Raw genomic sequence first — 25,124 nt, 5'->3', positions numbered from 1 at the left:
ATGACTTAACAAGTTTTTCACTATAGGTTCACACCCTGACTACAGGTGCAACGCGAAGATCGCGCCCCATTGATATAAGGAACGTAGACATGGGTTATCCCAAAACCGCACCAATGCGCTATTTGTCGTTAGTGACCGGCGCCTGGCTGGTGGTGTTCCTGCTGACCCGCAGCGTGCTGTTGCTGACCCACTTGGACGAAGTCGGCGGTAATCTATTGCCGGTATTGGGTGTCGGCTTACTCTATGACCTCGGTTTCCTGGCCTATGCCGCCCTGCCCCTGGGCCTGTATTTGCTGCTGTGCCCGCCCGCCCTGTGGCGTCGCCGTGGCCATCGCTGGTTCCTGCAAGCGCTGTTGACCATCAGCCTGTTCGCCATGCTGTTCACAGCAGTCGCGGAATGGTTGTTCTGGGATGAGTTCGGTGTGCGCTTCAACTTTATCGCCGTCGATTATCTGGTGTACTCCGACGAGGTGCTGAACAACCTGCTGGAGTCTTACCCGATCGGCAAACTGCTGAGCCTGCTCGCCATGCTGGCGGTTGTCTTGAGCCTGGTATTACGCAAGCCCTTCAATGCCGCCGTCAATGCGCCAATGCCGCCCATTCGCCGCCGCTTACTCCATGCCCTCGGCTTGCTGGTGGTTGCCGGCTTGAGCCTGCAACTGATCAGCCAGGACAGCCCGCGCAGCCAAGGCGGTAATGCCTACAAGAATGAATTGGCCAGCAACGGTCCGTATCAGTTCTTCGCCGCGTTCCGTAACAACGAGCTGGACTACCCGCAGTTTTACAAAAGCCTGCCTTCAGAGGTGGTCGCCAAACAGCTGCGCGCCGAACTCAGCGAACCTAACGCACGCTTTATCGGCACCGACCCGCTGGATATCCGCCGTGCCATCACCCATCCGGGCACCCTGCGCACCCCCAATATCGTGCTGGTGACCATCGAAAGCTTCAGCGCCAAGTACATGGGCAGTAACGGCGACGGGCGCAACCTGACCCCCAACCTCGACGTGCTGCGCAAACAAAGCCTGTATTTCAACAATTTCTACGCCACCGGCACCCGCACTGATCGCGGCCTGGAAGCCATCACCTTGGCGATCCCACCCACGCCGGGGCGCTCCATCGTCAAGCGCATAGGCCGGGAAAGCGGCTTTGCCAGCCTTGGCCAGCAGCTCAGCGCGGTCGGCTATGACAGCGTGTTTGTCTATGGCGGACGTGGCTACTTCGACAACATGAACGCGTTTTTCAGCGGCAACGGTTATCGCGTGGTGGATCAGAGCAGCGTCGACGAAGCGCAAATCTCCTTCAAAAACGCGTGGGGCATGGCCGATGAAGACCTCTACAACCAGACCTTGAAACTGGCCGACGCCGACTACGCCAAGCAACAGCCGTTTTTGCTGCAACTGATGACCACTTCCAACCACCGCCCCTATACCTACCCGGAAGGCCGCATCGACATCAAATCCGGCAACGGTCGCGACGGTGCAGTGAAATACACTGACTACGCCATCGGCCAGTTCCTGGAAGCCGCGCGCCAGAAGCCGTGGTTCGACAATACGATCTTCGTCTTCGTCGCCGACCATACTGCCGGCAGTGCAGGCAAGGAAGACCTGCCCATCAGCAACTATCAGATCCCCTTGTTCATCTATGCACCGAAACTGATCGAGGCCCGGGAAACTGCACAACTGGCCAGCCAGATCGACCTCGCACCGACCTTGCTGGGCTTGCTCAACCTGAACTATGAATCGACCTTCTTTGGCCGTAACCTGCTGCAAGACAATCCGCTGCCACCGCGTGTGGTGGTCGGTAACTATCAGCACCTGGGCCTGTTTGATGGCAAAGACCTGGCCATTCTCAGCCCACGCCAAGGCTTGCGTCGTCATGACCAGGCCCTGGGCGAAAGCCAGGAATCACGCGTCACCAGTGATGACCCGTTGATCCAACGGGCGATCACCTACTACCAGGCCGCCAGCTATGGTTTCAAACAACAACTGCTGAGCTGGAGGGCGCCCAAGGACGTGGCCCCACAGCTCGGCGAACGCTAACCAGAACGCCCCGGGCAGGTCTGTCCGGGGCTTTTTTCAATGTCCGAGTTCGCCATGTCATCCACCGTTGCCCGTCCAACCTCAAAACCCATCAATTTCTGGCTGTACCTGGGAGTACCCGTCGTTGCAGCGGTGACGCTGCTGTTGCTGCAACTGACGTCACTGGACATGGACCTGGCCAAGCTGTTCTACAACCCGGCCGAGGGCGGCTTCATTGGTCGCCACAGTTTTTTCCTCGAAGACATCCTCCACGACCGCGCCAAGCAAGTGGTCATCCTGTTCTCGCTGCTGGCGGTCCTGGGCTTTATCGGCGCGTTCATCCTTGAGCGCCTCAAACCCTACCGTCGCGAACTGGGCTGCCTGGTGTTGTCCATGGCGTTGGCCACTGCATTCGTCACCCCGATGAAAGCCGTCACCGCCGTGCAATGCCCCTGGAGCCTGAAGGAGTTCGGCGGCAAAGAAACCTACAGCGAACTGCTCAGCCCACGCCCTCCCACCGACAAACCTGGGCGCTGCTGGCCCGGCGGCCATGCGGCAACCGGCTTTACCTTGTTTGCACTGTTCTTTGTCTTGCGCGACCGTCGGCCACGCATGGCGCGCAACGCCTTCATCTTTGCCGCCTGCCTGGGAACGGTGTTTTCCATTGGCCGGATGATGCAAGGTGCGCACTTCTTTTCTCATAACGTGTGGACGGCGATTTTTTGCTGGCTGATTGGCCTGGGGACGTATTACTTCCTGCTGTATCGACCGGCGAAGACGGCTGAACCCACTTTCCAGAACCAGCGCGCAACGCCCTGATAGACAGCCCTTGCCTAGCCGGGGGCAAGGGCGCAACACTGCGCCCCTCCCCTGGCAATGATCACCTTGAGTCATGTCCGACACTCTACTGCTGATTGAAGACGACCTGCCACTGGCGGCACTGACAGCCGAATTCCTGCGCGCCGAAGGTTTTACCGTCGCCGTGGAACACCGGGGCGACCTTGCCGCCCAGCGCATCCACGACGAGCAGCCTGCGCTGTTGATCCTGGATGTCATGTTGCCGGGGATCGACGGTTTCACCTTGTGCCGGCAGATTCGCGACCAATATCCTGGGCTGATCCTGATGATGACGGCACTGGATGAAAACACCGAACAACTGATCGGCTTTGAAGCCGGAGCCGACGACTACGTGGTCAAGCCCATAGACCCGTTATTGTTGCTGGCGAGGATCCGCTCGCTGCTACGCCGCCACCCTCAGGCCCCCCGCGCCTACTACCAATGGGGGCAGTTCAAGCTGGACTTGAACAATCACTTCGCCTGGCTCAATGAAGTGCCCTTGCAGTTTTCCCTTGCCGAGTTCGAGCTGCTGGCCATTTTCGCCCGTCACTGCGGGGTATTGCTGACCCGGGAAAAACTGCTGCAGCGTCTGCGCGGCCTGGAATACGACGGACTGAACCGCTCCATTGATATGCGTGTATCGCGCCTGCGCAAAAAACTCATGACCCTTGAGTGCCCGGTGACCATCCAGACCATTACTGCCCAGGGCTACCTGTTTGTCGAAGTCCCGCCAGGTAACGCCCATGCGGTCTAAGTTGCGCCCGTGGATGGCGATAGTGGCCGGCACCAGTTGGGCAGCCCTGACCCTTTACCTGCTGTGGCTGTGCACCAATGCCTCGGTGTTTGTCGGCGAAGACAGTTTCCTGCGCCTGATGGCCGGGCCGGGCTATCTGGTGGCCGAGCAACTCAAGGCCTTGCCGGCCGAACAGCGCGAGGCGCACATCGAGTCACTCCAGGCACGCTTCCAGTACCCAGTGAGCCTGGAGAAGATCGATGACATCGAATTGCCGCCTGAGGCTATCGTCATGCTGGAACACCACCAGCCGGCCATGAACAGTGACGAAGACATCACCTACTTCCCGCTGGACGATGACACGGTGATTCAATTCGGCCCCATGTGGGGCACCGCTGAAACCAAGGATCTGCTGCGCTTTCCGGTTTATTGGATAACCGCCTGCGTCGCTGGCCTGCCGGTGTTGTTCTTTCTGTGGTTCGGTTTACGCGCGCGACGCAAGTACACCAACGACCTGAATGCACTCGATGACTGCATTCGTGCCCTGGCGCGCACGCCCAATGTGATGCTGCCAGCAATGAGCCTGGAGTGGGCACCGTTGCTGCTGACACTGCAACGGCATGCCCAGGAAATCACCTCGATGGGAGAACGTCTTCGAGAGGTTTCCCAGGCCGTGTCCCACGAACTGCGCACGCCTCTGGCCCGAATGCGCTTTGCCTTGGCGTTGCTGAGTAAAAGCGAAGACCCCATCACCCGCACGCGTCTGCAAGAGCGTTTGCAAACCGACATCGAAGAACTGGAGTCCCTGGTTCGCGCCAGCCTGGCCTTTGCCCGGTTGGCCGACGCCCCAGCGGACCTGCACCACGAGCCCATCAATATCCGCGCCTGGCTGCAACAGGAGTTTGCCTTGCTCGATGGCCACCACCGCCTGCTGACCCTGGAAACCGACCCACCGGGCCTGGAACTGGTAGGTGATCGCTCGTTGCTGCACCTGATCGTGCGCAACCTGTTGAGTAACGCCGTCACCTATGCCCGTGAGCAAGTGAACGTCAGCGTGTCGTACCACGATCAACAGCACCTGGTGCTGCACGTCGACGATGACGGTCCCGGAGTACTGCCGGAGAATCGCGAAAAAATCTTCGAGCCCTTTGTCCGCCTGGCCTTGGGCCGCGATGAACCCAGCGGTTTTGGCCTCGGGCTGGCCTTGGCCAAACGTGCCACCCATTGGCACCGTGGCCAATTGTCGATTTCCCGCAGCCCCCTGGGCGGTGCGCGCATGAGCCTCATATTGCCACTACGGCCCTTGTAGCCTCGAATAGCCAGCCTGTTACAGCCGGTGACAGTGAACCGTTCCCACTCCCGTTAACCTCCCGACCTGATTCAGGACCGCTCGGCCACCCTGCCAGCGCCCGCCCTGAGTCCATGCCCCCTGGAACAGGTTGGAGAGTCACCTCATGCGTCACCCTAAACGGCCAAGCACTGCACTGGTGCTGTCGCTGTGCATCGCGGCCAGCGCATTATTCACCTGCACCGTCTCGGCCAATAGCCCTCGCGCCCCTTACTATCCCGGCACCATCGCCCCTGATCATTTGCCCCAGGCCGACATGGATCAGCAACTGGCCACCTTCTATAAGGCCTGGAAAGCGATTTATCTCTCCGACGAATGCGGCAGCGGCCGTTATTTCGTCAAGGTCAACGCCGACCATAAGCCGGTGGGCGGCGATACCGCGCCCGGCACCATCACCGTGTCCGAAGCCCACGGCTACGGCATGCTGATCAGCGTGATGATGGCGGACTACGACACCGACGCACAAAAGATCTTCGACGGCATGGTGCGTTACTTCGAGGACCATCCGGCCACGTCCGACCCTGGCTTGATGGCCTGGAACCAGATTGAAGGCTGCGGTAACTCCACCGGCCGATTCCGGGGCGACGTCAGCGCCACCGACGGTGACCTCGACATCGCCTATGCCTTACTCCTGGCCGACCAGAAGTGGGGCAGCCAAGGCATCATCGACTACCGTAGCGAGGCCAATGCTGTCCTGGCAGCAATCCTCAAACACGAAGTCCACCCCAGGACCCACCACCTGATGATCGGCGACTGGGCCGGCACCGATGGTGATCACGAAATCGAGTACGCAACCCGCAGCTCGGACTTCATGCAATCGCACCTCTACAGTTTTTACGCCATCACCGGCGATAAGCGCTGGCAAGCCGTACGCGACAAGACCTACTCGATCATCAACACCTTCAACCAGCGCTACACCCCAAAAAGCGCCTTGTTGCCGGACTTCATCAGTCATCTGGACACCTCGATGACCCCCGCCCGTTCCGAGCTGGTGGGCAACAAGCGCGACGGTGACTATGCCTGGAACGCCGCTCGCTATCCCTGGCGTGTCGGCCTGGACTACCTGCTTTACGGTGACCCTAGAGCCCTTGAAGCGTTGACCGTGTTCAACCGCTGGGCACGCTCGACCACCCATGATGATCCCGCAGCCTTCAACAGCGGTTACAGGATCGACGGCAGCGCCCTCGTCGATGAGGGCAAGAATGCCCTGGGGTTTGTCTCGGCCCTGGGGGTCAGCGCAATGATCAGCGCCGACAATCAGCCCTGGGTCAACAGTGTCTGGGACAACCTGCAACACCAGTCGATCACGGACAACGCCTACTACGGCAACACCCTCAAACTGCTGAGCATGGTCATCATGTCCGGCCATTGGGAACGTCCCAGGCCTGCACCGAGCAAAAAGGCAGCACACGTGTCTGCTAATCAGCCATTCACCCGAACTCGAGCGTCTATGGGATCTGTGCCAGTTGCCGTAAATCCGCCAGTGCGACTGGAGCTTGCTCGTGGGTTCACGTTCAAGAAGCTGTTGCGCCGAGGAGGATTGGGCTGATCCTGTAGGCGCTGCCGAGGTCGCGCTCGACCGAAGCTGGCAGCCGGGCGGCCCTGCGGACACGCATCGCAGCCTCGTACCTCGGCAGCGGCTACAGCCATAAAAAAGCCCCGCCTGCATCACTGCAGGCGGGGCTTTTCAGTATCGGGGTAAGGCTGGCTTACATCATGCCGCCCATGCCGCCCATACCGCCCATGTCTGGCATACCGCCGCCAGCAGGAGCGTCATCTTTGATCTCGGCGATCATTGCTTCAGTGGTGATCATCAGGCTGGCAATCGACGAAGCCGCTTGCAGAGCCGAACGAGTCACTTTAGCTGGGTCCAGGATGCCCATTTCGATCATGTCGCCGTATTCGCCGGTAGCAGCGTTGTAACCGAAGTTACCCGAACCCTGCTTGACCTTGTCGACAACTACGCTTGGCTCGTCGCCGGAGTTGGCAACGATCTGGCGCAGCGGTGCTTCAACAGCACGACGCAGCAGAGCGATACCGACGTCCTGATCAGCGTTGTCGCCTTTCAGTTCGGAGATAGCCTGCAGAGCGCGAACCAGTGCCACGCCACCGCCAGGTACCACGCCTTCTTCAACGGCTGCACGGGTAGCGTGCAGGGCGTCTTCAACGCGGGCTTTCTTCTCTTTCATTTCAACTTCGGAACCCGCGCCAACCTTGATCACTGCAACGCCGCCGGACAGCTTGGCCAGACGCTCTTGCAGTTTTTCACGGTCGTAGTCGGAAGTGGTATCAGCCACTTGTGCACGGATCTGGGTAACACGAGCCTGGATGTCGGCTTCGACGCCAGCGCCGTCGATGACGGTGGTGTTTTCCTTGGTCACGGTGACGCGCTTGGCATTACCCAGGTGTTCCAGGGTAGCGCTTTCCAGGCTCAGGCCGATCTCTTCGGAGATAACGGTACCGCCAGTCAGAACAGCGATGTCCTGCAGCATGGCCTTGCGACGATCGCCAAAACCTGGCGCCTTCACGGCAACCACTTTCACGATACCGCGCATGTTGTTCACAACCAGAGTCGCCAGGGCTTCGCCTTCAACGTCTTCGCTCACGATCAGCAATGGGCGGCCGGCTTTGGCAACAGCTTCCAGAACGGGCAGCAGTTCACGGATGTTCGAGATCTTTTTGTCGACCAGCAGGATCAGCGGGCCGTCGAGCTCGGCGGTCATGGTGTCTGGCTTGTTGACGAAGTACGGGGACAGGTAGCCACGGTCGAACTGCATGCCTTCAACAACCGACAGTTCGTTTTCCAGGCCCGAGCCTTCTTCAACGGTGATCACGCCTTCTTTACCGACTTTTTCCATGGCTTCGGCAATGATGTCGCCGATGGAGCTGTCGGAGTTGGCCGAGATGGTGCCGACCTGAGCGATAGCCTTGGTGTCAGCGCATGGCTTGGACAGGGACTTCAGCTCTTTGACAATGGCGATGGTCGCCTTGTCGATGCCGCGTTTCAGGTCCATCGGGTTCATGCCGGCAGCGACGGCTTTCAGGCCTTCGTTGACGATCGACTGAGCCAGAACGGTAGCGGTAGTGGTGCCGTCGCCTGCGTCATCGTTGGCACGGGAGGCAACGTCTTTGACCAGCTGCGCGCCCATGTTTTCGAAGCGATCTTTCAGCTCGATTTCTTTGGCAACGGACACGCCGTCCTTGGTGATGGTCGGAGCGCCGAAGCTCTTCTCGATGATCACGTTACGGCCTTTAGGGCCCAGGGTCGCTTTTACTGCGTCAGCCAGGACGTTGACACCGGCGAGCATTTTCTTACGGGCGGAGTCGCCGAATTTAACTTCTTTAGCAGCCATGATCGATATTCCTTAAATACTTTGTAGTAACGGGAAAATGAGCGGGGAAATCAGCCTTCCAGAACAGCGAGAATCTCGTTCTCAGCCATTACCAGCAGGTCTTCGCCGTCGATTTTCACAGTGTTGCTGCCGGAGTAAGGGCCGAATACAACCTTGTCACCCACTTTCACAGCCAGCGCACGTACTTCACCGTTTTCCAGGGTTTTGCCTGGGCCAGCAGCGAGAATCACACCGTGGTTGGCTTTTTCAGCAGCCGAACCTGGCAGAACGATCCCACCAGCGGTTTTCTTTTCTTCTTCACTGCGACGGATGACGACGCGGTCATGCAGAGGACGAAGCTTGCTCATTGTCGATCTCTCCTAATTGTGTTTTTCATCGGCCGGTGTCAATTCCGGCAGGTTAAATTCCGGCGGCGCCGGTCGCGGTTCGCAGGGCGAAACGCGGAAGTCTGTCTGGTGTTGCCACCAGAAACCTTGCGGTGACCGTTACATAAGGGCGCATAAGCTTATTACAAGGCTTGGGGATGAAAATTTTTGTGTTTGCCGAACCTTTAAAAGCAACACGGCACCCAAAGGTGCCGTGTCAGTGAAGGGACTACTTGGAGTCGCGGTGTTCGAACTCGCCTTCGATCACATCGCCCTCACGCCCCAGAGGCTGGCGCGGAGCCGGGCCGCCGCGCGGTTGCAGGTCATCGGCGAACGCACGCTGGCGGATCGCAGCCTCTTCGGCACGCTGGCGCATCTTGCCCGCCAATAGCCGACGAGTGAACGGCATCAACAGCACCAAGGCGACCACGTCGCTGACAAAACCCGGCAGGATCAACAGGCCGCCAGCCAAAGCCATCATCAGGCCTTCAAGCATGGTCTGGGCCGGCAACTCGCCGCGATTCAAGCTTTCACGAGCGCGCAGCGCAGTGGCCAAGCCGGCGATACGCAGCACGAACACGCCGAGCATCGAGCCGAGAATAATCAGCAGCAGGGCCGGGAAAAACCCGATGGCCGCACTGACCTTGACGAATACGAACAGCTCCAACACCGGGAACAGCAGAAAGAGCAATAAAAAAGGGCGCATCAAATGGTTCCTCAACGCAAGAATGCCTTGCCAGTTCACCTTAGATGACGTCGCCGTTTCGTGAATTCAAGCTTCGGCGACGGCTTTTTTCGGCCAGGCCTGCGCGTGAGCCAGGAAAACCAAGGCTTCGCGTACTTGTGTCGGCGTATTGCAAGGCTCGGCAAAAGGCAGCCAGTACAGCGCCTGAGCAATGCGCAGGTGCATACCTTCACTGTCGATACCGGCCAGTTGGGCAGGCTCTGTTGTCGGCAAGCCAGCCAACTCAACATAGTGGGCAATGGCCTTGGTGTGGTCACTGTTCATATGCTCGATCATGCTCTGCTCGGCCTTGCCGGCAAACGGATTGGCCAAGGTTAATTGGTCGACCCAGTGGATCGCGCCAAAACCGCCGATATAACGATGGCGCACCGGATTGAGCACCCAGAAATCAAAATCATGGGCCTTGTGGTAATTCGCCGAATCAGGGAAGTAGCGATAATAGCGCTCTGCTGCCGCGTCGATCGCCGCAGGATCAGTGATCTTCTGCGCTTCAGCCAGGTAGGTCAGACGCCCTACGGCCTGCACATCGTCCGCCTCACGCTCACCCACCAGCAGCGAGCACTTGGGGTCTTTCTGCAAATTATGGGTGTGCTGTGCGATGCGGCTGATCAGAATCAGCGGCTGGCCGTCGGCATCCAGGCAGTAAGGCACCACCGAGCCAAAGGGAAATCCGGGCATGGCCTTGGACAACGTGGAGAGCGCTCCACGGTATTCCTTGAGCAGTAGTTCTCGGGCATTCTTGGCAACGTGCGCGCTCAACTTATGACTCCTTCGATAAATTCCGTCAAAAAACGGACTAGGGTGAGCGCTTAAATCTGCTCACAGGACATGCGAATGCATCTCAACGACAAAGTAATCATTATCACCGGCGGTTGCCAGGGTTTGGGCCGTTCCATGGCCGAGTATTTTGCAGGCAAAGGCGCCAACCTGGCACTGGTGGACCTGAATCAGGAAAAACTCGACCAGACAGTCGCTGCCTGCCAGGCCCATGGCGTCAAGGCTCGCGCCTATCTGTGCAACGTGGCCAATGAAGAGCAAGTCGTCCAGACAGTGGCGCAGATTGCCGAAGACTTCGGTGCCATCCACGGCTTGATCAACAACGCCGGGATTTTGCGCGATGGCTTGCTGCTCAAGGTCAAGGACGGCGAGATGACCAAGATGAGCCTGGCTCAGTGGCAGGCGGTGATCGACGTCAACCTGACCGGCGTGTTCCTGTGCACCCGTGAAGTGGCGGCAAAGATGGTCGAGTTGAAGAACCAGGGCACCATTATCAACATCTCATCGATTTCCCGGGCGGGTAATGTCGGTCAGACCAATTACTCGGCCGCCAAGGCCGGAGTCGCTGCGGCAACCGTGACCTGGGCCAGGGAACTGGCTCGCTACGGCATTCGCGTAGCGGGTATTGCCCCAGGCTTTATCGAGACCGAGATGACCCTGGGCATGAAACCTGAGGCGCTGGAGAAGATGACGGCGGGGATTCCCCTCAAGCGTATGGGGCGACCGGAGGAGATTGCTCATTCGGCGGCATATATTTTCGAGAACGACTATTACACCGGCCGGATTCTGGAGATGGATGGCGGGTTGCGGTTGTAAGGGCGAGCACGCTCGCCCCTGCCCTTACCAGGTCACGCCAAAACCTGCGGTATAGCGCGTCTTGCTCAAATCACTGTCCGAGCTACCACTAATAATGTCGCGCTCAGCCTTAAGGTTGAGAGACGCCCATTCGGTGACCTTGTAACGCAAGCCCATTTCCGCATCGAGGGAGTAGTCGGCAGGCCCCGCCAGCGGCTTGCCAACTTCGCCGTTGGTGAAGAACTCCACCGTCTTACCAACCAGGTAACGGTTGTAATTCCACTTCATCGCCAGTGAGTAGAAATTGTCTTTGCCACCGTCCGAGTACTCGTAATCCGTACGGTTCAACAGCGAGCCCAAGGAAAACGCACCCAACTCATCATCCCAGAACTGATAGCCCGGGCCGGTACCAACGGTGCGCTGACGGGACAGGTCTTCGATCTTGTCGCGCTTGTAGGTCAAGCGCCCCTGCCAGAACCACTGTTCAGTGAGGAATCGGTCCAGGTCGTACTCGGCGCTCCAGTTGTCGGTCGTCACGACGTCGTTCTGGAACTCGCGGTTGTATTCGCCCTTGGCCGTATGCCGCCAGGCGCCATGACGGGCGCTGGTCTTGAAGTCGATGTCGTAGTCATTGGTGTCTTTTTCTGCGCGCTTGTAGTCCAGCGCTACGTCGACATTGCCCTTCCACACCAGGTCTTCGATCACAGGCTTGGGCTTGATGATCTGCTGGATGCTTGCCAATTCGACGGTCTTGGGTGCCTCACCATTGGCCAGGGTGACCTTGCCAGGCTCGGCGGCCTGCAGGGATTTGGCTTTCTCCCCCGTGTAGGCATCTTGCTTGACCAGCAATTCCTGGTCACTTTCCAGGGTCTTCACCTGTTTCCAGTCCACCGGGATGGAACCGGCATAGTCGGTCTGGATCAGCAATTTACCGCCATCAAAGACCTTGATCTTGCCGGTCAGGCGATCACCATTTTTCAACCAGACAGTATCGGCAAGCAGGGGCGTGGAGGCGCTGAAAACAGCAAGGCACAGCAGAGTTCTGGACAGCATAAGCGGATGATGGGCTCAAGTTTGCGGAAAAAACAGGCATTATCGTCAAGGATAAAGTCTTAGCAAGGACTGACTCGACTATCTATATTGAGTTCAATTCTCATCACCATATTTACAGACGTTTCTTACAAATAGACCGACGATTTCAACGGGATACGCTCAAGTGACTGACCCCGCCGACGAAGAACAAAGCCCAGCCCAGATACGCCGCACTGCGCTCTACCTGACCCTCGCCCAAGTCCCTGCGGGTTGTGTGGTGAGTTACGGTGACCTGGCGCACCTCGCAGGCTTGGGTCGCGCGGCCCGTTGGGTTGGCCGCACCCTTAGCCAACTCCCCGGCGACACCAAGTTGCCCTGGCACCGAGTGCTGGGTGCCGGCGGTCGGATAAGTCTGCCGGTAGGTAGCGCCTCAGGGGACGAACAACGTGCGCGTTTGCGCAGCGAAGGTGTCAGTATCCTGAACAATCGCGTTGATATTCGGCGTCATGGCTGGCGCCCGGTAGAGCACAGCGGTTAGAGTGCGCGCTTTGTTTCCGCAAATCTGAGGCAGACTCCAGCCCATGCCCCGTAAAACCTGGCGCGCCGCGCTCGCCGCCTATGCCAGCCCCTCGACGTTAGTGCTGTTGCTGCTCGGCTTTGCTGCCGGCCTGCCTTACATGTTGGTGTTCTCGACGCTCTCCGTATGGCTGCGTGAAGCCGGTGTGGCCCGCGAAACCATCGGTTATGCGAGCCTGATCGGCCTGGCCTATGCCTTCAAGTGGGTCTGGTCGCCACTGCTCGATCAGTGGCGCCTGCCGTTGCTCGGCAAGCTTGGGCGTCGTCGTTCCTGGCTGGTACTGGCCCAGTCGCTGGTCATCCTCGGATTGATCGGCATGGGTTTCTGCGATCCGCAGAAGCACCTCTCCTGGCTGATTGCCATTGCCGTTGTGGTCGCCTTCGCGTCCGCCACCCAAGATATCGCCGTGGACGCCTACCGCCTGGAAATCGCCGACGACAGCCGCCAGGCCGCCCTCGCCGCCAGCTATATGTCGGGCTACCGGATCGCCGCGCTGCTGGCCACCGCCGGCGCGCTGTTCTTTGCCGAAGGCTTCGGCTCCACCGGCTTCAACTACAAGCATTCGGCCTGGACCGGCACCTATGTGCTGTTCGGTCTGCTGATGATTCCGGCCCTGCTGACCACCTTCTTCATGCGTGAACCCGATGTGCCGCTGCGCACCCAGCTGCAAGCCGGGCGCTACAGCTTTACTCACCAACTGGTGTCAGTCTTCGTGCTGATCGTCTTGCTGGTGTCCGTTCCGGCCATGTTCACCCAGCTGTACAACACTGACTTCGCCAGTGTGCTGTTCCATGGCGTAAGCCTGCTCGACCTGCTGCTCGAAGACCGTGCGTTCCTGCGGGCCATCCTCTATATCATCCTCACCACCCTGTGCCTGTCGGCCATGGGGCGTCGCGGACTCGCCCCCGTACTCACGCCGGTCAACGACTTTATCCTGCGCTATCGCTGGCAAGCGTTCCTGTTGCTGGGGCTGATTGCCACCTACCGGATGTCCGACACGGTCATGGGCGTGATGGCCAACGTGTTCTACATCGACCAGGGCTTTACCAAGGATCAGATTGCCGGTGTCAGCAAGATTTTCGGCCTCATCATGACCTTGCTGGGCGCCGGTATGGGGGGACTGCTGATCGTACGTTTCGGCATCCTGCCGATCCTGTTTATCGGCGGTGTGGCATCGGCCAGTACCAACCTGCTGTTCCTGATGCTCGCCGATATGGGCCCGGACCTGCAGATGCTGATCTTCACCATTTCCCTGGACAACTTCAGCTCCGGCATGGCGACTTCAGCGTTTGTGGCGTACCTGTCGAGCCTGACCAACCTCAAGTTCTCTGCCACCCAATATGCGCTGCTCAGCTCGATCATGCTGTTGCTGCCACGTTTGATCGGCGGCTATTCAGGGGTGATGGTGGAAAAGTTCGGTTATCACAACTTCTTCATGATCACCGCCCTGCTGGGTATGCCGACACTGTTCCTGATTGCCTTGCACTGGTTTCAGGAAAGTCGGCGGATACGCTTGAACCCTCCCAAAGAAGACTGATCCCCCTGGATCAATGTGGGAGCTGGCTTGCCAGCTCCCACCTGCAGCCCGACATTCGGATACCTGTACTCCGGCAGCCCACGCCCGTACAATCCCAAGTCATTTCAAGTCCAAGCAACCGACAACGGCCTACCATGCGCACCAGTCAATATTTGCTCGCCACACAGAAAGAAACGCCATCCGACGCAGTCGTGATCAGCCATCAGTTGATGCTGCGCGCCGGCATGATCCGCAAACTGGCCTCGGGCCTGTACACCTGGCTGCCCATGGGCTTGAAGGTGATGCGCAAGGTCGAAGCGATCGTTCGTGAAGAAATGAACGCCGCCGGCTCTCTGGAAGTGTTGATGCCGAGCACCCAACCGGCCGAGTTGTGGCAGGAGTCCGGGCGCTGGGAAGAGTACGGCCCTGAATTGCTGCGCTTCAAGGATCGTCATGGCCGCGACTTCTGCGCCGGCCCGACCCACGAAGAAGTGATCACCGACCTGATGCGCAACGAGTTGAGCAGCTATAAACAGCTGCCCCTCAACCTGTACCAGATCCAGACCAAATTCCGTGACGAAATCCGCCCACGCTTCGGTTTGATGCGCGGCCGCGAGTTCATCATGAAGGACGCCTATTCGTTCCACGCGGACCTGCCGTCCCTGCAAGTCACCTACGACCGCATGCACCAGGCCTACTGCAACGTGTTCACTCGCCTGGGCCTGAAATTCCGCCCGGTTGAAGCGGACAACGGTTCCATCGGTGGCGCCGGCTCCCATGAGTTCCACGTGCTGGCCGAATCCGGCGAAGACGATATCGTCTTCAGCAACGGCTCCGACTACGCGGCGAACATCGAGAAAGCCGAAGCCGTGCCACGGGAAACTTCCCGTCCTGCACCAAGCGAAGAGCTGCGTCTGGTGGATACACCAGAGACCAAGACCATCGCCGCACTGGTGGAGAAGTTCAATCTGCCGATTGAAAAGACCATCAAGACCCTGATCGTGCACGCCGAAGAAGCCGGCAAGCTGATCGCCCTGGTGATCCGTGGTGATCACGAGCTCAACGAAATCAAGGCGTCCCAGCAACCTGGCGTTGCCAGCCCACTGGTCATGGCCAGCGACGCCGAACTGCGCGACGCCATTGGCGCCGGTGCGGGCTCCCTCGGCCCGCTGAACCTGCCGTTGCCGATCATCATCGACCGTTCCGTCGAGCTGATGAGCGACTTCGGTATCGGTGCCAACATCGATGACAAACACTACTTCGGCGTCAACTGGGAGCGTGACCTGCCGGTCCCAACCGTGGCCGACCTGCGCAACGTGGTCGCTGGCGACCCAAGCCCGGATGGCCAGGGCACGCTGGAAATCAAGCGTGGCATCGAAGTCGGGCACATCTTCCAGCTGGGCAACAAGTACAGCAAGGCGATGAAGTGCGAAGTGCTGGGCGAGAACGGCAAGCCGATCACCCTGGAAATGGGCTGCTACGGCATTGGCGTTTCCCGCGTGGTGGCTGCTGCCATCGAGCAGAACAACGACGAGAAAGGCATCATCTGGAGTGACGCCCTGGCGCCCTTCCAGATCGCCCTGGTGCCGCTGCGCTATGACAACGAGCAAGTACGCGAAGCCACCGACAAACTGTATGCCAAACTGACAGCCGCCGGTTTTGAAGTGCTGCTGGATGACCGGGACAAGAAAACCAGCCCGGGCATCAAGTTCGCCGATATGGAACTGATTGGCATCCCGCACCGGATCGTGGTCAGTGACCGCGGCCTGGCCGATGGCAATCTGGAATACAAGAGCCGGACCGAAGCCGAAGCCCAACCGTTGCCGGTGGCTGACGTGCTGTCTTTCCTTCAGGCGCGTATTCGTCGCTGAAAACCAGATCAAGAGAAGTCATGTTCAAGCGAAACACCCACGCCCTGGGGGGCGCCGCCTTGTGCGGCGCCCTGCTGGTCAGCGGCTGCGCCAATCAGATGTCGCAACGCAGCGAGCACGAGGAACGTATCGAGCGCAAATTGCTCGACCACAGCCTGCAGATTGATGTGGGCGAACCCAAGGTGCTTGAGTTGCCGCAACGTCGGGTTCGGATTCATGAGCAAAAGACCTTCGAGGTCACCGAATTCGAAGTAACCCGTCGTTACGATCGCTACACACCCTACCAGCCATGGCGCAAGGTCTATGAGATCCCGCTCGGCGCGGTGGCGTTGGTGGCAGGTGTCGGCGCTAACGTGGCCAATATCTTCGCACTGGGCAATGTTCCTACCAGCATGACCCGTGACTGGCTCAGCTACGGCGTGGACGGGCTCAACCCGTTCATGAACGTGCAATCCCACGGCCGCGCACAACAGAACCTGGCAGGTATCGATGAAGTCCAGCGCGACAAGCGCCTGGAGTATTCAAGCCTGCCCTGGAGTGAACGCCCCGTGCAGGTTACCGCGGGCAAGCAAACTCATGAGCTGACCACCGACCGCGACGGCGTGCTGCGCCTGAACCTGTTGGACAGCCCGTTTGCCGAACAGGACCTGAACCGTATCGGCACACTGAAGATCAGTGTCGAAGATGCTCAGGATGATGCGCATTCGGACTCCTCACTGGCGATCAGCAATACCCTGCGAGGCAAATTGCTGGAAGCCCATGGCTTGATCTACGACGACCTGGAAGATGACGAAGTCAGTCAGTGGGTGCATAGGGTCAAGCGCTTATCGGAACTGGGCCTGGAAGAAGAAGCCAGCGAGCTGGAACAAAGCCTGATCGAACTGACCCGCAATGATCCTGAGTTGCAACAGGAATTCCTCAAGGCCTTGACCAAGGATGCAGGGCGATTGGTGGCGGATCCTGGAGCAAGCTGAGTTTTCAGCAACGCCAATGATCTAAATGTGGGAGCTGGCTTGCCTGCGATAGCGGTGTACCGTCAAACCGTCAGTGACTGACACTCCGCTATCGCAGGCAAGCCAGCTCCCACAGTGGTTTGCGGTTTCTACCAGGCCAACTCCAACTGTTCATTACCGCCACTCAAATCCAATAGCCGCACCCCAATCCCCAACAATCGCACCGGTTTCCCACCGCGATTGAATGCCTGTGTCAGCAACTGCTGATAACTCTCAAGGTCCCGCCCCGCCCCCGCCTGTTCCAGCGTGGTCTGGGTGAAGTCGTGAAATTTCACTTTGACGAACGGCTTGCCCGCCCGGTAGCTGCTGTCGATGCGCGCCATGCGCCCCGCCAGGGTCTCCATCAACTCAGGTAACTTTTCCAGGCAACTGGACAGATCAGGCAAGTCAACATCGTAGGTGTTTTCCACACTGATGGATTGCCGGCGACTGTCGTTCTGCACCACTCGGTCATCAATCCCACGGGCCAGGCTCCAAAGCCGCTCGCCAAAACTGCCGAACTCCCGCACCAACGCCAGCTTGTTCCACTCGCGCAATTGCAGGCAGTCTTCGATCCCCAGACGCGCCAGCTTGTCCGCCGTCACCTTGCCGACACCGTGCAGCTTGCTGACCGGCAATGCCGAGACGAAGTCTTCCACCTGGTCAGGGGTAATCACGAACAGACCGTTGGGCTTCTTCCAGTCGCTGGCAATCTTGGCCAGGAATTTGTTCGGGGCCACGCCTGCGGAAACGGTGATATGCAGTTGATTGGAAACGCGGCGGCGGATGTCCTGGGCAATACGCGTGGCGCTGCCGCCAAAATGCGGGCAGTCCGAGACGTCCAGGTAAGCCTCATCCAGCGACAATGGTTCGATCAGGTCGGTGTAATCACGAAAGATCGTCTGGATTTCCTTCGACGCTTCTTTATAGGCATCCATGCGCGGCTTGACGATGGTCAAGTCCGGACAGAGCTTCAAGGCGTGCCGGGAGGACATGGCCGAACGCACACCATAAGCCCGCGCCTCGTAATTGCAGGTGGCAATCACACCTCGCCGGTCCGCCGAACCACCGACTGCCAAGGGCTTTTGTGCCAGGCTCGGGTCATCGCGCATCTCGATGGCGGCGTAGAAGCAATCACAGTCGACGTGGATGATTTTGCGCTGCGTCATATAAAGAAAGAGGTGGCCAAGACAGAAATGCCAGTATCTCACTGACACCTGTATATAGCACCAGTACTTTGAATCTTCCGCACAAGCGGTAGGAAAAACCCCTGATGAATTCATTTTCTCAATCGAAACAGGCACCCCAATAGAGCTGAAAGCCTCGGCCTGACTGGCCCGCGCCCTATCAAGATGTTGCCGTGGAGAGCTAAGCGATTGAACCACAAGCGCTTTTCTTTGAATCAACGGTTGACACACCGTCGTTCCTCTGTAGAATGCCGACACACAGACGCGGGATGGAGCAGTCTGGTAGCTCGTCGGGCTCATAACCCGAAGGTCGTCGGTTCAAATCCGGCTCCCGCAACCAAACATCAAAAAAGGCTACTCGAAAGAGTGGCCTTTTTTGTGCCTGCCTGTTTTACCTCTCCCGCCATTGTCCGACAAAAAAACCGTTTCCAATCGAGCACTTACCGCTCTCAGGTGACGATGAACGGTTAATTCGCACTTATTTGACCCATCGGCCGATTAACGGTTGACACCCCGCCGTTGCTCTGTAGAATGCCGCCACACAGACGCGGGATGGAGCAGTCTGGTAGCTCGTCGGGCTCATAACCCGAAGGTCGTCGGTTCAAATCCGGCTCCCGCAACCAAACATCAAAAAAGGCTGCTCGAAAGAGTGGCCTTTTTTGTATCCGTCGAAAAAGTTCTTTTGAAACAATGACATGGCATCTTTCATGAAACCGTACACGGTTTGTAGAGTCCATCTCATTGCAAGCTATGCTCAACACTTCTCTACGACCAATGGGCGCTGTCGCCGGACCCGGTGATACGCGTTAATATTTGTAATTATTTTGTCCATAGGGATTGGTAACTTGGCTGGATACCTCCATCCTGTCGCGCACAATCCACGAGGTGATTGATGCGCGCCAACTCGTCTGAACCACAAGACACCGTCACAGCGACACAACCGATCACTCCCACCCGTTTGCGCTGGCTGGATCTGTTGAGCAAATACCGTCAACCCATCGGGCTGGCCGTCACCCTGTTGCTGTTCGCTATTGCCCTGATCGCCTGCCGCCACCTGCTGCTTGAACTGGACCTGTACGCGCTCCACGACTCGATCCTGGAAGTGCCGAAGCCATCCTTGCTGGGTGCGCTCGCCGCCGCCATTGCCGGTTTCATTATTCTGCTGGGCTATGAGTTTTCCGGCGCCCGCTATGCTGGCGTGAAACTACCGGCCAAGACCCTGGCCCTCGGTGGCTTTACCGCCTTTGCCATCGGCAATGCCATTGGCCTGTCGATGCTCTCCGGCGGCTCGGTGCGCTACCGTTTATATGCACGTCATGGCATCGGGGCGTCAGAAGTTGCCCACATGACAGTGTTCGCCAGCCTGGCCCTCGGTTGCGCCCTGCCCCCGCTGGCCGCTCTGGCCACCCTGAGCAACTTGCCAGCGGCCGCCAACGCCCTGCACCTGCCGGCCAGCCTGCTCGGTGGTATTGCCGGCGCTGTCCTGCTGCTATCAGCGGTGCTGTGCATCGGCATTTATCGTCGTCGCCTGCCGGAACAACCTTATCCTGACAACCTGCTGGTCAAGGCCGGGCGCCGTACCCTGCGCCTGCCCGGTCGACGCCTGACGTTCCTGCAACTGATCATCACCGCCCTGGACGTCGCCGCTGCCGCCACCGTGCTGTATATGTTGCTGCCGGAAGCGCCACCTTTTGGGCCGTTCCTGCTGGTTTACCTGCTGGCACTCGCTGCCGGTGTGCTCAGCCATGTGCCGGGTGGTGTCGGCGTGTTCGAGGCCATCCTGCTGGCGGCCTTCGCCGACAAACTCGGTGCCGCGCCTTTAGCCGCTGCCCTGCTGCTGTACCGGATGATCTATGTGGTGCTGCCGCTGCTGATCGCCTGCGTGTTCCTGCTGGTCAATGAAGCCCAGCGCCTGTTCCAGACCCAACAAAGTCTGCGGGTCGCTTCAGGCCTCGCCGCGCCCGTACTGGCGGTGCTGGTTTTTTTGTCCGGCGTGGTGTTGCTGTTCTCCGGCGCCACCCCGGAAATCGACTCGCGCCTGGAAAACATCGGCTTCCTGATTCCTCATCGCCTGATTGACGCGTCGCACTTCGGTGCCAGCCTGATCGGCGTACTGTGCCTGTTGCTGGCCCAGGGCTTGCGCCGACGTTTGTCGGCGGCCTGGATGCTGACCATGGTCTTGCTGCTGACCGGCGCCCTGCTCTCACTGCTCAAGGGCTTCGACTGGGAAGAAGCCAGCCTGATGACCATGACCGCCGTACTGCTGGCGATCTTTCGGCGCTCCTTCTACCGCGCCAGCCGCTTGACCGAACTGCCGTTCTCGCCGCTGTACCTGGTAGCCAGTGTCTGCGTGCTCGGTGCCTCAATGTGGCTGCTGCTGTTTGCCTACCAGGACGTACCCTATAGCCATCAACTGTGGTGGCAGTTCACCCTTGATGCCAACGCCCCGCGCGGCCTGCGCTCGTTGCTGGGAGCTGCGGTACTGCTGGTGATTGTGTCGCTGACCTGGCTGCTGCGCACCGCACGTCCGGTGATTCACTTGCCGACGCAGGATGAACTGGAACGTGCCACCAAGATTCTGATGGCCTCGGCGCAACCCGACGGCGGCCTCGCACTGACCGGTGACAAAGCGCTGCTGTTCCACCCCAACGACGAGGCGTTCCTGATGTACGCCCGTCGCGGTCGCAGCCTCGTAGCCCTCTACGACCCGATCGGCCCGACCCAGCAACGGGCCGAGATGATCTGGCAGTTCCGCGACCTGTGTGACATTCACCATGCGCGCCCGGTGTTCTACCAAGTCCGGGCGGAGAACCTGCCCTACTACATGGATATCGGCCTGACGGCGATCAAGCTGGGCGAAGAAGCCCGCGTTGACCTGAAACGCTTTGACCTGGAAGCCAAGGGCAAAGAGATGAAGGACCTGCGCTACACCTGGAACCGCGGAAGCCGGGACGGTCTGTCCCTGGAGATCTTTGAGCCGGGCCAGGCGCCGATGGATGAGCTGAAAGTCATCTCCGATGCATGGCTGACCGGCAAGAACGTACGGGAAAAAGGCTTCTCCCTGGGACGATTCAGCGACGACTACCTCAAGCACTTTCGCATCGCGATCATTCGCTTCGAAGGGCGCACGGTGGCCTTCGCCAACCTGCTCGAGACCTACAACCATGATTTGGCCAGTCTCGACCTGATGCGCGCGCACCCGGACGCGCCGAAGCTGACCATGGAATTCATGATGGTCGGTCTGATTCAACATTATAAGAGTCACGGCTACGCCCGTTTCAGCCTCGGCATGGTGCCGTTGTCGGGCTTGCAACCACGGCGCGGCGCCCCCTTGACCCAGCGTCTGGGCTCGATGGTGTTCCGCCGTGGCGAGCAACTGTATAACTTCCAAGGCTTGCGCCGCTTCAAAGACAAGTTCCAGCCTGACTGGGAACCCCGTTACATGGCCGTGCCCGCAGGACTTGATCCGCTGGTGGCACTGGCCGATACCGCCGCCCTGATTGCGGGCGGCTTGACTGGATTGGTGAAACGCTAATGATTCGACGCTCCTGGCGGTATGTATTGGCATTTTTGGTGGTACTGGCACTGATCCTCGGTGGCGGCTACTGGTACTGGAATCGCCCGGCACCGCAACCAACGCTGGAACAGTTCCCACAAGCTGACGGCACCGTGCTGACCCGCGTGACGCCGGGCACTGCGCCCAAGGCCCGGGTGGCTGTGGCCGTGATGGCCGACGAAACCCTGACCGACAGCCAACTGACTGCCCTGAGCCAGGGTGGAGCTGCGCAGATCGTCCAGGTGATCCTGCCCAAGGATGACTGCAAGCTGCAGGAACAAGCCCTGCAAACCGCCTTGGGCCAACTCACAGGCCCGGCGACGCTGGTCAGCGGTATCGGCCCTGGTGCAGCCCTGGCCTGGCGCTGGCTGGCTACCCAGAACGACGACAAGGCCAATGCCATTTCTGTCGGCTTCACCCTGGTCCAGGAAGGCTGCAAGGACCCGCTGCCGAAAACCTCGGCCCACGGTAACTGGCTGGTGGCGTGGAACGATAACCCTGACGATGAGAGTGCCAGTTTCGTACGGGACACCCCGCGCGCGACCACCAGCATCAGCGACTATGACATCCACTTCCCACAGATCCTGAACAATGAGCTGCGCAAGCAACTGGTGGGTTCGGACAATGGCGGGCTGGCGATTCCCGTGGTGGAAGTGCCTGCCGGCCAGGCCAAGGACACCGTGACCCTGTTCCTGTCCGGTGACGGCGGCTGGCGCGACCTGGACCGCGACGTGGCCGGGGAAATGGCCAAGATCGGCTACCCGGTGGTGGGCATCGATACCCTGCGCTACTACTGGCAGCACAAGACGCCAGAACAAAGCGCCAAGGACCTCACCGAACTGATGCAGCACTACCGGCAGAAATGGGGCACCAAGCGCTTCGTGCTGACCGGTTATTCGTTCGGTGCTGATGTGTTGCCGGCGATCTACAACCGTCTGCCGGAAACCGAACAGCAGCGGGTGGATGCAATCATCCTTCTGGCCTTTGCCCGCACCGGCAGCTTCGAAATCGAAGTTGAGGGTTGGCTGGGCAATGCCGGTAAAGAAGCCGCGACCGGCCCGGAAATGGCCAAACTGCCGGCCGCCAAAGTGGTGTGCATCTACGGCGCAGAAGAGGTCAACGAGAGCGGTTGCACCGACAAGACCGCCGTCGGCGAAGCGGTGAAGTTGCCCGGTGGCCACCACTTCGACGAGAACTACCCGGCGCTGGCCAAGCGCTTGGTAGACATCATCGAGAAGCGCCAGGGAAAAGCTAAGGAAGAGTGATTGAGTAGCCGGCGCTACTCGGTCAAGTGTGGGAGCGGGCTTGCTCGCTCCCACAGTTGATAGCATTCCAAATCAAATCGTCTGCCCACAAAAAGCCCCCGCTGCCGCAAGGCAACGGGGGCTTTTTGTGGGGCTTACATTTCTACCTGAGTGCCCAGCTCGATCACCCGGTTCACCGGCAGCTTGAAGAATCGCAGGTTGCCATTGGCGTTCTTGAGCATGAAGGCGAACAACGCTTCCCGCCAGCGCGCCATGCCATCGAGCTTGGAGGCGATAACCGTCTCGCGGCTGAGGAAGTAGGTGGTACGCATCGGGCTGAAATCCAGGTCGTCCAGATGGCACAGCTTCAGCGCCTCGGGTACGTCCGGCTCATCGACGAAACCAAAGTGCAGGATTACCCGGAAGAACCCGTCGCCGTAGGAGTCGACCTCAAAACGGCGCTGGGCCGGTACACGGGGAATATCTTCGTAGACCACCGTCAGCAACACCACCTGCTCGTGCAGCACCTGGTTATGCAGCAGGTTGTGCAACAGGGCATGCGGCACCGCATCAGGCCGTGCGGTCAGGAACACCGCCGTACCCTGCACCCGATGGGGCGGCTGTACGCGGATGCTGCTGATAAAGATCGGCAACGGCAGACCGCCCTCATCCAGGCGATCCACCAACAGCTCCTTGCCGCGCTTCCAGGTGGTCATCAGGACAAACAGCACAATCCCCGCCAATACCGGGAAGGCACCGCCCTGGACGATCTTCGGCACGTTGGCGGCAAAGAACAGCCCGTCCACCAGCAGGAAACCGATCAACACAGGGATCGCCAGCACCGGTGGCCATTTCCACAGCAACAGCATCACCGCCGACACCAGGATGCTGGTGATCAACATGGTGCCGGTCACTGCCACGCCGTAGGCCGACGCCAGGGCGTTAGAGGACTCGAAGCCCAGCACCAACAGGATCACGCCAAACATCAACGTCCAGTTCACGGCACCGATGTAGATCTGACCTTGCTCGGCACTGGAGGTGTGCTGAATGTGCATGCGCGGGATGTAACCGAGCTGGATCGCCTGGCGGGTCAGGGAGAACGCCCCGGAGATCACCGCCTGGGACGCAATCACCGTCGCCAGCGTCGACAGCACCACCAACGGAATCAAGGCCCAAGCCGGCGCCAGCAGATAGAACGGGTTACGCGCAGCTTCCGGATTTTCCAGCAACAACGCACCTTGGCCAAAATAGTTGAGCACCAGCGCCGGCAGCACCAGGGCGAACCAGGCGCGGGCAATCGGCTTGCGGCCGAAGTGGCCCATGTCGGCGTACAAGGCTTCGGCACCGGTCAGCGCCAGTACCACTGCGCCGAGAATCGCCACACCCATGCCGGGGTGGACGACAAAGAAGCGCACACCCCAGACCGGGTTCAGCGCGTTGAGCACCTCGGGATGCTGGACAATCCCATGCACCCCCAGGCCGGCCAGCACCAGGAACCACACCACCATCACCGGTCCGAACAGCTTGCCGATACGGTCGGTGCCGTGTTTCTGGATCAAAAACAGCCCCACCAGCACCACCAGCGCCAACGGCACGACCCAGCGTTCAAGACCATCGAAGGCCAACTCCAGGCCCTCCACGGCTGACAACACCGAGATCGCCGGGGTGATCATGCTGTCACCGTAAAACAGCGCCGCACCGATCAAGCCAAGAATCACCAACACCGCCCGCAACCGTGGATAAGGTGCCGCCGCCCGTCGGGCCAGCGCCGTCAGGGCCATGATGCCGCCTTCGCCCTGGTTGTCCGCGCGCAGGATAAACAGCACGTACTTGATCGACACGACCCAGACCAGCGACCAGAAAATCAGTGCCAGAATCCCGAAGACCCCGTCATGATTGACCTGAACCCCATAACCGCCAGCAAACACCTCTTTGAGGGTATAGAGCGGGCTGGTGCCGATATCGCCGTAAACCACCCCCACTGCGGCCACGAGCATGCCGATCGGCTTTGCGTTGGACTGCTCGGCACCTGCTGCCTGACTACTTGCCTGACCCATTAACCACTCCTGCCCTTTTTTGACCTGAGGTCTTTTATAAACAGCACACCCGTAGGCCGGCGCCTAAGCTGTGCACAGCATGCGCTGTTTTACTTCTCGTTACAGACGATTTATTGACCGC

19 protein-coding genes and 2 tRNA genes are annotated in these 25,124 nt (G+C 59.3%); 14 read left to right on the top strand and 7 right to left on the bottom strand.

Features of this window, described 5'->3' with window-relative positions:
• Positions 1-89: 89 nt before the first annotated feature.
• The 5 genes from GNF76_RS01065 to GNF76_RS01045 all read left to right on the top strand — a co-directional run bounded on the left by GNF76_RS01065 (position 90) and on the right by GNF76_RS01045 (position 6,485).
• Positions 90-2,039: an LTA synthase family protein gene (locus GNF76_RS01065; protein WP_155581332.1), complete on the top strand. Its 1,950-nt coding sequence runs from the start codon at positions 90-92 to the stop codon at positions 2,037-2,039.
• Positions 2,040-2,093: 54 nt separating this feature from the next.
• Positions 2,094-2,837 carry a phosphatase PAP2 family protein gene (locus tag GNF76_RS01060; protein ID WP_155581529.1) on the top strand — a complete coding sequence of 248 codons (744 nt, stop codon included), beginning with the start codon at positions 2,094-2,096 and terminating at the stop codon, positions 2,835-2,837.
• A 73-nt stretch (positions 2,838-2,910) separates the two neighbouring features.
• On the top strand, positions 2,911-3,609 hold the full coding sequence (locus GNF76_RS01055) for a response regulator (RefSeq protein ID WP_155581331.1): 699 nt from the start codon (positions 2,911-2,913) through the stop codon (positions 3,607-3,609).
• A complete protein-coding gene (locus tag GNF76_RS01050) occupies positions 3,599-4,897 on the top strand; it encodes a sensor histidine kinase (RefSeq protein ID WP_155581330.1) in 1,299 nt (432 codons plus the stop codon). Before GNF76_RS01055 ends, GNF76_RS01050 begins: the two co-directional genes overlap by 11 nt.
• 145 nt (positions 4,898-5,042) lie before the next feature.
• Entirely contained in the window at positions 5,043-6,485 is a 1,443-nt protein-coding gene (locus GNF76_RS01045) for a family 8 glycosyl hydrolase (RefSeq protein ID WP_155581329.1), read from the top strand.
• A gap of 160 nt (positions 6,486-6,645) precedes the next feature.
• Here GNF76_RS01045 and groL read toward each other — a convergent pair whose 3' ends face one another.
• From groL to GNF76_RS01025, 4 genes are all read right to left on the bottom strand, one after another.
• Positions 6,646-8,289: a chaperonin GroEL gene (gene groL / locus GNF76_RS01040; protein ID WP_076015366.1), complete on the bottom strand. Its 1,644-nt coding sequence runs from the start codon at positions 8,287-8,289 to the stop codon at positions 6,646-6,648.
• A 50-nt stretch (positions 8,290-8,339) separates the two neighbouring features.
• Positions 8,340-8,636 (bottom strand): co-chaperone GroES, encoded by a 297-nt coding sequence (locus GNF76_RS01035; protein ID WP_003208599.1) that lies wholly within the window; start codon positions 8,634-8,636, stop codon positions 8,340-8,342.
• Between the two features lie 247 nt (positions 8,637-8,883).
• Positions 8,884-9,360: an FxsA family protein gene (locus GNF76_RS01030; RefSeq protein ID WP_155581328.1), complete on the bottom strand. Its 477-nt coding sequence runs from the start codon at positions 9,358-9,360 to the stop codon at positions 8,884-8,886.
• A 66-nt stretch (positions 9,361-9,426) separates the two neighbouring features.
• Complete coding sequence (locus GNF76_RS01025; RefSeq protein WP_155581327.1) at positions 9,427-10,158, bottom strand: HugZ family pyridoxamine 5'-phosphate oxidase; 732 nt, start codon at positions 10,156-10,158, stop codon at positions 9,427-9,429.
• Between the two features lie 75 nt (positions 10,159-10,233).
• Here GNF76_RS01025 and GNF76_RS01020 point away from each other — a divergent pair, with 75 nt between their 5' ends.
• Entirely contained in the window at positions 10,234-10,992 is a 759-nt protein-coding gene (locus GNF76_RS01020; protein ID WP_155581326.1) for an SDR family oxidoreductase, read from the top strand.
• A 24-nt stretch (positions 10,993-11,016) separates the two neighbouring features.
• Here the strand turns inward: GNF76_RS01020 and GNF76_RS01015 are convergent, their stop codons facing one another.
• Complete coding sequence (locus GNF76_RS01015) at positions 11,017-12,024, bottom strand: DUF481 domain-containing protein (protein ID WP_155581325.1); 1,008 nt, start codon at positions 12,022-12,024, stop codon at positions 11,017-11,019.
• A 163-nt stretch (positions 12,025-12,187) separates the two neighbouring features.
• Here GNF76_RS01015 and GNF76_RS01010 point away from each other — a divergent pair, with 163 nt between their 5' ends.
• The 4 genes from GNF76_RS01010 to GNF76_RS00995 all read left to right on the top strand — a co-directional run bounded on the left by GNF76_RS01010 (position 12,188) and on the right by GNF76_RS00995 (position 16,941).
• Positions 12,188-12,541 carry an MGMT family protein gene (locus tag GNF76_RS01010; RefSeq protein ID WP_178123119.1) on the top strand — a complete coding sequence of 118 codons (354 nt, stop codon included), beginning with the start codon at positions 12,188-12,190 and terminating at the stop codon, positions 12,539-12,541.
• Positions 12,542-12,584: 43 nt separating this feature from the next.
• Positions 12,585-14,117: an AmpG family muropeptide MFS transporter gene (locus GNF76_RS01005; RefSeq protein ID WP_155581324.1), complete on the top strand. Its 1,533-nt coding sequence runs from the start codon at positions 12,585-12,587 to the stop codon at positions 14,115-14,117.
• 134 nt (positions 14,118-14,251) lie between these two features.
• Complete coding sequence (locus GNF76_RS01000) at positions 14,252-15,967, top strand: proline--tRNA ligase (RefSeq protein WP_155581323.1); 1,716 nt, start codon at positions 14,252-14,254, stop codon at positions 15,965-15,967.
• 20 nt (positions 15,968-15,987) lie between these two features.
• Positions 15,988-16,941: a hypothetical protein gene (locus GNF76_RS00995; protein ID WP_155581322.1), complete on the top strand. Its 954-nt coding sequence runs from the start codon at positions 15,988-15,990 to the stop codon at positions 16,939-16,941.
• A 128-nt stretch (positions 16,942-17,069) separates the two neighbouring features.
• Here the strand turns inward: GNF76_RS00995 and dinB are convergent, their stop codons facing one another.
• Complete coding sequence (gene dinB, locus GNF76_RS00990; protein ID WP_155581321.1) at positions 17,070-18,128, bottom strand: DNA polymerase IV; 1,059 nt, start codon at positions 18,126-18,128, stop codon at positions 17,070-17,072.
• Between the two features lie 281 nt (positions 18,129-18,409).
• On the opposite strand from dinB, the gene GNF76_RS00985 reads away from it, so the two are divergent.
• From GNF76_RS00985 to GNF76_RS00970, 4 genes are all read left to right on the top strand, one after another.
• A tRNA-Met gene (locus GNF76_RS00985) sits at positions 18,410-18,486 on the top strand.
• 206 nt (positions 18,487-18,692) lie between these two features.
• Positions 18,693-18,769 (top strand) — tRNA-Met (locus GNF76_RS00980).
• A 269-nt stretch (positions 18,770-19,038) separates the two neighbouring features.
• On the top strand, positions 19,039-21,681 hold the full coding sequence (gene mprF / locus GNF76_RS00975; RefSeq protein WP_155581320.1) for a bifunctional lysylphosphatidylglycerol flippase/synthetase MprF: 2,643 nt from the start codon (positions 19,039-19,041) through the stop codon (positions 21,679-21,681).
• Entirely contained in the window at positions 21,681-22,967 is a 1,287-nt protein-coding gene (locus GNF76_RS00970; RefSeq protein WP_155581319.1) for a virulence factor family protein, read from the top strand. Before mprF ends, GNF76_RS00970 begins: the two co-directional genes overlap by 1 nt.
• A gap of 134 nt (positions 22,968-23,101) precedes the next feature.
• Here the strand turns inward: GNF76_RS00970 and GNF76_RS00965 are convergent, their stop codons facing one another.
• Positions 23,102-25,003, bottom strand: coding sequence for a potassium transporter Kup (locus GNF76_RS00965; protein WP_155581318.1), 1,902 nt, complete (start codon positions 25,001-25,003; stop codon positions 23,102-23,104).
• Positions 25,004-25,124 lie beyond the last annotated feature (121 nt).

The sequence above is a fragment of the Pseudomonas spelaei genome (genome assembly GCF_009724245.1).
GTDB classification, from domain to species: Bacteria; Pseudomonadota; Gammaproteobacteria; order Pseudomonadales; family Pseudomonadaceae; genus Aquipseudomonas; species Aquipseudomonas spelaei.
Note: the sequence above shows the minus strand (reverse complement) of the source record. Positions and strands in the feature narration are given on the sequence as shown.